The organism is Nitrospira japonica (assembly GCF_900169565.1).
Classification (GTDB): Bacteria; Nitrospirota; Nitrospiria; order Nitrospirales; family Nitrospiraceae; genus Nitrospira_C; species Nitrospira_C japonica_A.
Genome location: NZ_LT828648.1, coordinates 4,056,419 through 4,068,244, shown reverse-complemented (window position 1 = coordinate 4,068,244; position 11,826 = coordinate 4,056,419). Strand labels below are relative to the sequence as shown.

7 protein-coding genes are annotated in these 11,826 nt (G+C 58.6%); all 7 read left to right on the top strand.

Annotated features, from left to right (window positions below):
- Positions 1-34: 34 nt before the first annotated feature.
- Positions 35-1,861: a GDSL-type esterase/lipase family protein gene (locus NSJP_RS19010; RefSeq protein WP_155970507.1), complete on the top strand. Its 1,827-nt coding sequence runs from the start codon at positions 35-37 to the stop codon at positions 1,859-1,861.
- Positions 1,862-1,959: 98 nt separating this feature from the next.
- Entirely contained in the window at positions 1,960-2,850 is an 891-nt protein-coding gene (locus tag NSJP_RS19005; protein WP_172834484.1) for a methyltransferase domain-containing protein, read from the top strand.
- A 24-nt stretch (positions 2,851-2,874) separates the two neighbouring features.
- The gene (locus NSJP_RS19000) at positions 2,875-5,454 is read left to right on the top strand and encodes a class I SAM-dependent methyltransferase (RefSeq protein WP_080888438.1); all 2,580 of its coding nucleotides are present in this window, start codon (positions 2,875-2,877) and stop codon (positions 5,452-5,454) included.
- A gap of 67 nt (positions 5,455-5,521) precedes the next feature.
- A complete protein-coding gene (locus tag NSJP_RS18995; protein ID WP_172834483.1) occupies positions 5,522-7,330 on the top strand; it encodes an O-methyltransferase in 1,809 nt (602 codons plus the stop codon).
- A gap of 46 nt (positions 7,331-7,376) precedes the next feature.
- Positions 7,377-9,233: an asparagine synthase (glutamine-hydrolyzing) gene (asnB, locus tag NSJP_RS18990; protein ID WP_172834482.1), complete on the top strand. Its 1,857-nt coding sequence runs from the start codon at positions 7,377-7,379 to the stop codon at positions 9,231-9,233.
- 29 nt (positions 9,234-9,262) lie between these two features.
- On the top strand, positions 9,263-10,423 hold the full coding sequence (locus NSJP_RS18985) for a glycosyltransferase (protein ID WP_172834481.1): 1,161 nt from the start codon (positions 9,263-9,265) through the stop codon (positions 10,421-10,423).
- Positions 10,424-10,655: 232 nt separating this feature from the next.
- Positions 10,656-11,789, top strand: coding sequence for a glycosyltransferase family 4 protein (locus NSJP_RS18980; RefSeq protein WP_172834480.1), 1,134 nt, complete (start codon positions 10,656-10,658; stop codon positions 11,787-11,789).
- Positions 11,790-11,826: the final 37 nt, after the last annotated feature.

Genomic DNA, 11,826 nt, shown 5'->3' with positions numbered 1-11,826 from the left:
AGCGGGTCTCGATATTATGGAACGCAAGCTATCCATGATCCATACAGCTCGTCCCGGCGTCGTAACCCACAATAATCGAATGTCTCTGTCGTTGCTCTTGCTTCTGGCGATGCTGCTGGGATTCGGAACATTCGCCGGCGTGCCTGTGTTGTGGCAATTGGAGAAAACAGATATTCGCCACGACGATGGTCATGCATATGCATGGCCAGTGGCATTGTCCTGGCCACTCGCAACCCGCCCGGATGCTGTGGGGGCGCCGAATGAGGCGTTCACCGAGTTGTTCGAAGACGGCAAGCCTCTCGGACCTCCGCACCAAATGCACGCCAACATCCGCAAGGAGGGGCATGGCAAGTTTTCTCACTGGAGGCACGAGCTGTACTTTTCCGCTTCTGACGACAGCGACCCCCGAACGAATGAGCACCGGTATGCCGTCCGCTTGCGCCTTTTTCTCGCTCCATCTCTTTCTCTTGTACTCGGACTGTTTGGGCTGCTCTTGCTTGTGAAACGTCTCTGCAGGGACCGGTGCAGGAAAACGGACGGCAGCCGGCTCGTTCACGACGGCATTCGCTTCATGCTCATACTATCCATCGCACTATTGTGTGGATGGGGGACGATGAAGGCTCACGGCGTCATGTTGTGGGTCATGTTGTGCAGTGCTGTAGTGGCGGCGATATGGATGGTGTATGCACTGTGGGAGATGACACGGGAAATACCAGAAAGAAGCAGTCGAGGGGTGCGAGTCGGAGATCTGACGCTTGCAGCCGTCTCGATCGGATTGACTCTGACGGTTACTGAAGCGGTCTTGGCCTGGCATGAGCGGGCGGGCATGAGCCCGGACGAGCGCGGCCACGACGTGCCGAGGCAGGCTCATGAGACTGCAAATTCCCATCTTCGTACTCTACTGAATTCATTCTCCGTGTCCGTACCATCGGAGGTGCTCGCTCAGGTCGCATGGAGGCAGTCGTTACTGACCATGCCCCAGGAATGGGAAAGGCGATCTGCAATGGTGGAAGGCGCCGTTCGAGCGTCGCAGTGGCATGGCATTTTGCACGTGTACGACGCGAATGGGATACGGCGAACGTCTGATTTTGACGCCAAGCGTTCGAATACATTCCGTGTCATGGTCGTAGGGGACAGTCTTACGTATGGCGATGGGATCGAAGAACGGTTTACGTACCCAGCAGTGCTGCAACGACTCATGGAGAAGGAGTACGCCATAGAATTTCTCAATCTGGGATCGGATGGAATGCAAAGTGAGGACATCAAGAAGAGGATTTATGAGTTTGTACCACGCCTGCGGCCTGATCTCGTGATTTATGGGGTCTGCCATAACGATTTTCTGCCCTCCGGCGTTGGGCAGTACGCAATGACGAATAACTTCTCGATTCCCCTTCCGGAATGGCTCAAACAGGATCTCATGACACGAAGCCGAATACTCAGGCTTACCAGTGACGGGTACAGTGCATTTCTTCTACGGGTGGGACTGCGCGCGGACTTTTACGAAGATATTTTGAAAGACTTCGGAAATTATCAAGGACGATTTGCTCAGGACGTGGCCGCCATGAATGCCTATGTTCTCTCTCAGGGACTCCCTCCGATGGTCGCCATTGTGCTGGATCAAAAGTATCGTGCGGTGGATCCACGCCCTTACGAGATCACCAAGATAGCGGAACGCCACCTCGCGCGTGCCGGCATGGATGTGATCGACACGGAACCATACTACCGCTCGTTTAGCGAGCAAAACCTGACCGTCAGCAGATGGGAGGGGCACCCCAATGAAGTCGCGAACGCCATCTGGGCCAGGATGATTGAGATGCGTGTGAGAAACCGATCTGATCTGCAACCCTTTGCAAGACAATGATAACGACCACGGTCTTGGACATAAAAGCCAACTGTCAGATGATCTTGCGGCGAATATACCGCCGTTTCGCGGGAACGAAGGGTACACAGGGTGTTCATGTGTACTACGCCAACTGCCAGCACAGTGATGAACGGCTGCGCGAAGAAGTGGAATTTTCCATGGCCTGCGGAGCCGAGTATGCCAAACATGTGGCCAAAGAGCTGCGACGACCAGTGAAACCGATTCCTGATTTGTCCTCTTTGTCGGTCTTGGAATTGGGCCCCGGAATCAACCTCGGAGCGATCTTGTTTTGCGCCATGGCGGGAGCAAGAGTAGCCGTCTTCGATAAATATCTCGTGGATTGGCATTCGGACTATCATCCTCGTTTCTACTCTTTGTTGAGAGAGGGGTTGCACAGAAAGTACCCAACTTTGGACATGACCATTCTGGATCTCGTCACGTCCGAACGCTGCCACCCAGCGGAATTCATCCAAATGAAGCGCGGAGACTTCGTGCCCGGTGGTATCGATTTTGACGATTCCCTTTTTGACGCCGTCGTCTCCAATGCCACGCTGGAACATGTGACCGACGTTCCGAGCCTGTGCGGTGAGTTGGGACGCATAACCCGGCCGGGCGGTATTGGTATTCACCAGGTCGATTTCCGTGACCATTCCAGCAATGAGCGACCTCTGGAGTTCTTGACCATCCCAGATTCAACGTATGCAGTCAGTTTTGCCGATGGTCATGGCGGAAGAGGAAACCGGGTCCGGCCGGCTGACCTCATCGCGGAATTTGAGAAGGCGGGATTGGAATTGGTCCGATTCGAACCGAACTGTTTTGCAGATGAAACATACGTGAAAGCAATCCGTCCGAGTTTGTTGCCTCGGTATGCGTCTACGTCGCTTGATGATCTGCGTGTCGTAGGGGGACGATTGTTTGTTCGGTCAGGGAAAGTGAGACCGCATACCAGCGAAGAACGTCAATCCGGGAGAGCGGCCGGGGTCAGATAGGTCGTTCAAGGAGGATTCTTCCAAATGCAACTGGAGGATGGTCCACGCACGTCGGCCGAAGAACACGCGGCCTCATGGTCAAACGGGAATCCTTTGGAGAGAAAGGTTGACCAGGCCGTCAAATTCGCGATCAAAAGCGCGAAACATTTGATCTCCTGGCTCCCCGGCGAAAGCGGCTACCTTCGTAACAAGACGGTGCTGGAGGTCGGTCCCGGGCAAGACTTGGGGATTCCGCTCATTCTCATGGGATTCGGTGCGAGCATCATCTTGGTGGATCGTTATCTATGCCAATGGGACCCGGATTTTCACCCCTTGTACTATAGGAATTTGCGCCAGGAAATCGCCGATATCTTTCCATCCATTGAGACAGACCCTTTGGATCAAGTGGTTAAGAAGGATAGTCATGCAATCCCAAATTTAGCGGCCATGAAGGTTGGCATGGAGAATATTCATGAGGTGCCCGACTCGTCCGTCGACGTCACGTATTCTAACGCGACCTTTGAGCACCTCACTGATCCGGCCCGCGCAATACAGGAGTTGGCCCGTGTCACCCGTCCTGGTGGGTTGGGATTTCACCAGATTGACTTTCGGGATCATCGGAATTTTGAGCGTCCTCTTGAATATCTGACTATCTCCCCGCAGAACTCGGAATTGCAGCTCAAGAGAATGGCTTGGACTTTCGGCAACGGGGTTCGCTCGACAGAATTTGAAGCCATGTTTAGGGCGGCCGGTTTTCGAATTGTCCAATTTGACCCCAACTTGCTTGCTGACGAGGAGTACCTTGCGGCCTTGCAGCCTCGACTCCAACCAAAATACAAAACGATGCCGCCGGAGGCTCTTCGAGTCCTCGGCGGCCGATTCTTTACACTCAAGCCATTTTCAGAGGATTCACATCTCCACTCGATCTTCAGCGCCTATGCCGATCACGGGTATCCGATCGAACTCGTTACGAATTGGGCGCTTCCAGCGCGTGATAGCCGGAAACTTGCTGAGTTACTTGAAGAAAAGCAGCCCGAGAGGGTCCTTGAGATCGGAACGTTTGTCGGCCTGTCTACCATGATGATGGCCGCCAAGCTTCATGACGAAGCCGTGATTCACACAGTCGATCCGAATTTGCCGCTGGCTGTTGCATTGGAAGCCATGAATATCCCGGCCCGCGACGTCGACCTGACGATGCGCCGTCAGGAACTTGCTTCGGCGATTGCGCAGCAAGTAGGGCTGGCACATAAGATCGTCTTTCACGCCGGCGAATTTTCGGCTCCAGTCACGGTTGCGCCCGCAAAACATGAGGGGAGCGTTCCCGTGATTGGCGTGGAAATCTGCCAAAAGCACGGACCGTTCGACCTTATTTGTATCGACGGCTTCCACTCCGGCGATGCGGTCTTGAGCGACCTCCGCCTGGCTTCACGATACCTGAGCCCTCGGGGTCGTATTGTGGTTCACGACGCGATCGGTCTCCGGGGAGGTAATGTGCGACGAGCGGTATTCCAATTCCTGGTCGAGGCGCCGGAATTCTTCTTTCAGCATGCGCGGTATGCCGATATTAATGAATCCATCGGCGTACTGGAACAGCTCCCGGATCATTCGCCACAGGTTGCTGAAACGAAGGTGCCGCCCCTCGAGAATAGCGTTCTCAGACATCCGGGGTTCATGGAAAGGCTTGCTGCTGTTGTCTATAGGCTTTGTACTCCAAAGAGCGCGATCTATCTCGGTGTTGATCGGGGGCGCCTGTTACCGCAGTTGAGCACATGCGGAGTTGGGCAAGTGATGCAAGTTCAGGACGGTGCGTATCCGGTGACGGAAGGTCCGGCTATCACTGAGCACTTTGATTTTGGTTCCCCATATAAGCCCAAACAGCGATTCGATCTCTGCATCTGTCTGGTGGATCATGATTTAACACGGTGCTCGCTCCCTCATCTTGTCGCCTCTTGCGTAGCGTGCAGCGATATCATTCTCTTCGGCTCGACCCCGCCCGGTGAAGCGGGTATTGCAGGGGAAAGATCATTTCCGATTGAAAAATGGGTCCGTGAATTTTGGAACTACGGCTATCGCTTCTACGATCAAGTCCGCCCCCATTTTGAACTGCCGAGGTTGGCGAATGTCATGTGCACCGTCCATTCGTCAGAGTTATCAAATCTGTATCTCATTCGACGCGAGTCGGAAGGGTTGCGAACGGTACAGCAGGATGTGGAGGCGATACTCGTTGAGAAAGAGCGGCGTATCGAGGATCTCATCCTGCAAGGGCTGTCGAGCGATGTCGCTCTCCGGCACATGCAAATGGATCTCACGTCGTCTCAGGCTGCGTTGGTGGACAAGGACAAGGCTCGGGCGAAAGCCGATCGGATCGTCACCGAGCAAGAAGCTCTCATTCATCAGTGCGAGGACAGTATTAAACGGCATGAAGATACCATTCGGGAGAAGGATGAGTGCCTTCGACAAAAGGATAAAATCATCCTCGACTCAACGAAAGAGATTGAAGAACGTGATCATGCGATAGCAAGGATCGAGCAAAGCCCCGAATACCGAATCGCCATGCGCCTTGGAAAATATCCAAGACTCATGCGGTTGGGTACACGTTTTTGGCAGGCCATGTTCCGTCGTTAGCGATCACTTTTGCTGGAACCGATTCGAAGGACGTTCGTTCGAAACAAACTCTCTTGCGATGGACCTGATGAACCAATTGCGGACACCGATCGAACTCGGCGAGCTGCATGAACAGCTCCTGACGACCTATGCCGACCTGGGGTATCAGCGGGAACTGGTCAGCCACTGGGCGCTCCCGGGACGCGACCTTCGGCAACTCCTGACGGAACTCGAGGAGGCGGCTCCGCAGCGTCTCCTCGAAGTGGGCACGTTCGTGGGGTTATCGACGTTGGCCATGGCGTTCAAGACGGGGGAGGGCGCCGTGATCCATACCGTGGATCCCAACTTTCCCTTGCAGGTCGAGCTTGAAGCGATGCGGACGCAAAGTCGGGAAGCCGATTTGACGGTGCGTTCTCAAACGCTCGCGCGCCAGGCGGCCGAGCGGCTGGGATTGTCGCATAAGATCGTGTTTCACGCGGGGGGGTTTTCCACGCCGGCGACCTTCGCCTCGACGAAGACCGATCCGACCCACACGACGCCGGTCGTCGGACCCGATGTCTGCCGGTCGCACGGACCGTTCGACCTCATCTTCATCGACGGTCTGCACTACAGCCACGCGGTCCTCGAGGATCTGCGTCTGGCGAGGCCTCATCTGCGTCCCGGCGGCCGGATCGTCCTGCACGATGTGATCGGCTGCTGGGGATCCAACGTCCGGCGCGCCGTCTTTCAGTTCTTGGCCGAGACGCCGGGCATGATCTTCCGTCACGGACGCTATGCCGACCTCTACGAGGCGATCGGCGTGATCGAACAGGCATCCGACCGTTCGACTCGATCCGCTCCCACGGCGACCGTGCGCCAGGCCGGTTCGGACCTGTTGGAACAGCCGGGGTTTACGGAGCAACTCGCCGCCGTCGTCCATAACCTCTGCAGGCCGTCCTCCGTCCTCTGTCTCGGGTCCGATCACGGCGGGTTGCTGGCACAGTTCGGTCGCTGGGGAGCCGGGCAGTTGATCGGCGTCGGCACGGAAGCTCAGCCGGTTTCCCCCGGTACCGGGCCGATTCGTTGGGAGGCGTTCGATTACCGATCGGTCTATCGTCCGAATCTCCGCATGGACCTGTGCCTCTTCATCACGGACGAGCACGACCTCACCGAAACGTCCTGCCGGGATCTGGTCGCATCCTGCGTCGCCTGCAGTGACACGGTCCTGTTCTGTTCGACCCCGCCGGGCGAAGCGGGCGTCGCGAGAGACGGCGCGTTGCCGATCGAAAACTGGGTGCGCGAGTTCTGGAAGCACGGCTACCGTTTCCACGACCTCGTCCGGCCGAGTTTTGAACCGCTCCGGTTCGCGAATTCTTTCGCGCCGATCTACGACATACGCTCGACGGAATTGGCGAGCATCTATCTGGTCCGTCGCGACGCCTCGCCGCCGCCCTGGTCTTCCGAGGCGGTGGAAGCCGTGCTGGTGGAAAAGGAACGGCGCGTCGAGGACCTGACGCTCCAGGGCCTGTTCAGCGACATCGCGCTCCGGCACGCGCTGAAAGAGTCCCATGCGTCGCAGCAGTGGATCGCTGAGAAGGATCGCCGCTTGCTGGAACAGGAACAGACGATCGGCGACTGCCAGGAGTTGACCAGGCAAAGCGAGGCGTCGGTGCGTGTGTTGGAAGGAATGCTGGCCCGGTCGAGCGCGTTGGTGCAGGAACAGGAGCAGACGATCGTCCAGCACCGGCACGAGACGTCCGAGTACCAGCGGCGGATTGCCGAACAGGGGAGAGTCATCACGGGAATCCAACAGAGTCTTGAGTACCGCGTCGCCCTGCGTCTGGGACGCTATCCGAGACTGTTGCGGCTGGCCGTACGATGCTGGCGCGCGCTCTTTGGCCGGCGACGGTCCGCATGACCGTGATGACAATGGATCGAACGGTCATGGCGGATGGAGAATGCTCATGTGCGGCATAGCCGGTCTGATCGATCATGGAGCCGGATTCGGGCCGCATCGGCTGCGGGAGGTCGTGACCGCAATGCGGGATACGATGGTCCACCGGGGGCCGGATGACGCGGGTCTGTGGATCGAGACGGATGGATCCTCTGCCCTGGCGCACCGGCGGCTCTCGATCCTGGATTTGAGCGAGGAAGGCCGGCAGCCGATGTCCGATCCGGAGGGGTCGGTCGTCGTCACGTTCAATGGGGAAATCTACAACTATCAGTCCATCCGAGCATCGCTCGAGCGTCAGGGCCGCCGGTTTCATTCCCGGACCGACACGGAGGTGCTGCCTCATCTGTTCGAAGGGCTGGATCCGCGGCGGCTCGCCGAGTTGGACGGGATGTTCGCCTTCGGCTGCTGGCACCGCGCGCAGCGCCGGCTCTTGCTGGCCCGGGATCCGTTCGGAAAAAAGCCGCTGTATTATGCAACGGGAACAGGGTGGTTCGCGTTCGCGTCGGAACTGCACGCATTGCGCTGCGTGCCGGGATTCGATGACACCGTCGACGAGGACGCGCTCGCCCTGTATCTGCTCCTGCAATACATCCCCGCTCCCTGGACCATCTATCGGAACGTCAGGAAACTGCCGCCTGGCTCGTATCTGATCGCGGATTTTTCGGGCCGTTCGACTCCCGAACCCCTTGTGCAGCCCTATACGACGTTCGACGCGCGCGAAGCGCCGACCTTGCTGCCGCGGGCGCCCGAAGACCGCGAGGCGGTTCTGCGGCGTCTGATTCTGGAGGCGGTGGACAAGCGCTTGATCAGCGATGTGCCGTTGGGAGCGTTTCTGTCCGGAGGCGTCGATTCATCCTTGGTCGTTGCGATGATCACCCGGGAACTCGGCCGACCGATTCAGACCTTTTCCATCGGCTTCGAAGGCACCGAGGAAACGGAACACGTCTTTGCCAGACAAATTGCCGAGCATCTTGGGACCGATCATCACGAGCAGCTCGTGAGTCCCGACGCGGTCACGTTGATCGACGACGTCGCGTCCATGCTGGATGAGCCGAACGGCGACACGAGCTGTCTGCCGACCTATCTCCTGTGCCGCTACACGAGGCAATTCGTCACGGTCGCCGTGTCCGGGGACGGAGGTGACGAAATGTTCGGCGGGTACGGACGATACCGCGACACGTTGCTGGACGCTGCGGACTGGCTCGGCCGCCTTCGGTGGAGCGTCCGCGCGCGCCGCTGGAGCAGGCCGGCCGATGCGTATCTATCGCCCCGGTGGCTGATGTTCCAACCAGAGGAGGTGGCGGATCTGCTTGGCGGACTCTCGCCCCTGCTGTGGCAACAGATTCAAGCCTGGCGGGACCAGCTGAATGACTCGGGCCGGCCCTTGATCCATCGGATGCGCAACCTCGACGTGGCGACCTATCTGCCCGGTGCGGTCTTGGGAAAAGTCGATCGGATGAGCATGCAGGTATCGCTGGAGGTGCGTTGCCCGTTGCTCGATCGCCAAGTGGCGCAGTTCGCTCAGTCCCTGTCTGCCGCCGATTGCTGGCGCGCCCCGCAAGATACCAAGCACATTCTGAAGCGGCTGGCCGCACGCTATATACCCGAACAATGGGTCATGAGGAAGAAAATGGGATTCGGCCTGCCCGCGAGCGCCTGGTCCCGGGACGAAATGCTGAGCCTGGCGGGCGATCTTATCCTCTCATCGTCGGGACAGCTCAGCCGGCATACGGATCGGGCGGCCCTGCGCCGATTGGTTGAACGGCAGCGGTTTCCCGGCTGTTTTTCCATCTATCGGGTGTGGCCTCTCCTCATCCTGGAATTATGGCTTCGCAAGAGTCGAGATCGGGCACTGTCGGCGGTCTAGCGTGTGACGCCCGCCGATCCGGGCCGACCATGCTCCCGCAGGCCGTCGAGCGGCCGGTGCAATGGCTTTTTCTCACCAGGTCCCTGACTTGTGGGGGCAGCCAGCGTCAGCTGGTCGAGTTGGTGCGGAGCCTGGCGCAACGGAATGCTCCGGTCGCGGTGGCCACACTCTATGACGGCGGTCCCATGCGCGCCGAGCTCCAGGGAACCGCCGCGCCGGTGTTTTCGCTTGCCAAACAGACGCGATGGGACCTGGTGCGCTGCCTCGCCCGTTTGGTGAAGCTCGTGCGCCGGATGCGTCCCATGGTGGTGCATGGATATCTTGGTACAGCCAACATCTTGGCGCTGCTGGCTAAAATTGCGGCGCCTTCCGTCACGGTCGTGTGGGGGATTCGCGCCAGCAACATGGATTTGCGGCGCTACGGGTGGCTGGATCGGACGCTCTATCGGCTCGAGTCGCGCCTTTCACGATTCTCCGATCTCATCATCGTGAATTCCGAACGAGGATGGGAGTACGCCGTCGCGCAGGGATTTCCCGCGGAAAAGATGCTGTGCATTCCCAATGGCATCGATACGGAGCGGTTCAAGCCGGATGCCGAAGCCGGCCGCCGTTTCCGGCGCAGACAGCGCGTCGGGGAGGATATTCCTCTGATCGGGCTGGTCGGGCGCATCGATCCGATGAAGGGGCATCGCACGTTCCTTGAGGCCGCCGCTGCGTTGATCGCCGCCGGAGGGAACGCCCGCTTCGTGTGTGTCGGAAATGGAGAAGCACGACGAAAGAAAGAACTGCGCGCGCAGTCCGAACGGCTCGGGGTCGCCGGCCTGGTGACCTGGCTGGACGAGCATGATCCGATCGAAGAGGTCTACAACGGTTTGGATCTGCTGACATCCTGTTCGTCCTATGGTGAAGGATTCTCGAACGTGGTCGCCGAGGCGATGGCGTGCGGGTGTCCTTGCGTCGTGACCGACGTGGGGGACGCCGGCCGGATCGTCGGAGAGACGGGCTGCATCGTGACGCCCGACCGGAGCGACGAAGTCGTGGCCGCATGGGAAAAACTCCTGTCCTTCAGCTGCTCAGAACGCGCGAATGTGGGGCATGCGGCCAGGGATAGGATCGTCCGGCATTTCGGATTGGACAGGTTGGTCGAAGCCTCGTTCAGCGCCCTCACGCTCGCCGGTTCGTTCAAGTAAGAAAGACCCGCGTAGTGCTTCTTCGTCTGTGCCCGACTCCGGACAATCCGGACAGGATGGGCTGCTCCTGTGGAAATCCCTTGCGAGGGATTCTCCCAGTTCTCGTGCAAATTGTGTAAACCCGCAAAATCATGACGGGCCATGCCGGGTCTTGCGCTCGGATGAAAACCGGGTGAGTCAAGGGATCCCCCCAGTGATGCCTCTCCTACGCAACCGCTATCGTAATTTTTGCATGATTCGCATTGTCCACATCATTTCCAATCTCGAGGTCGGCGGGGCCGAGATGATGCTCGCCCAGCTGGTCACGGGGATGGACAGGGGCCGATTCCACAATACTGTCATCTCCCTGACGGATCGGGGTCAGCTGGCGGATCGGATCGAATCGAGCGGTATTGCAGTGCATTCGCTGGGCATGAAGCGCGGCCGTCCCGACATGGCCTCGCTGCCCAAGCTGATCCGGTCGTTGCGGGACGCGCAGCCCACCATCGTGCAAAGCTGGCTCTACCACGCTGATTTAATCAGCCTTCTTGCGGCCCGCTTCATTAAATCGACCAGGCTCGTGTGGAACATCCGCTGCTCGGACATGCAACTGAAATACTATCCGTTTCAGACCCGTTGCGTGCGCCAGATGCTCTGCTGGTGTTCCCGAATTCCGGTGGCCATCGTCACGAACAGCGAGGCCGGCAGACGAATCCACGAGATGTTCGGTTACCGGCCGCGGCGCTGGGCCTATATTCCGAACGGGTTCGACACCAACCGGTTCCGACCCGATCCGGTGGCGGCGCGCAAGCTGCGCGAAGAATTGGGCGTTCCCAACGACGTGAGACTCGTGGCGCTCATCGCGCGATGCGATCCGATGAAGGATCACACCACATTTCTCGATGCAGCCAAGAGGATCGTCCTGCTTCGTCCCAAGGTGCACTTCCTGTTAGCAGGCAAATACACGCACATGCTCGAGCCCGCTGTGAGTCTGGCCGGGTTGGAGAAACAGGTCCATCTGCTCGGATTGCGGCACGACATCGATCGCTTGTTTGCCGGAGCCGACGTAGCCTGTCTCAGCTCCGCGTTCGGCGAAGGTTTCTCCAACGTTCTGGGCGAGGCCATGGCCTGCGGCGTCCCCTGCGTCACGACGGACGTCGGTGACGCCAGAACGATCGTGGACAATACCGGCTTGGTGGTGCCGCCCAGGGATCCGGAGGCGCTGGCCTGCGCCGTCATCAACTTGATCGACCGGGACGCGGCTTCCCGGATTGCCTTGGGAACCGCCGCCAGGGCCCGTATCCAGTCCCGGTATTCCCTCACCAGCGTGATCAATGCCTATCAGGCATTTTATGCCGACATCAGCAACGATTCGGCCGCAGCCTGACCGGTTCTTCTTACTATTTCTCAAGACAGAGTAGACC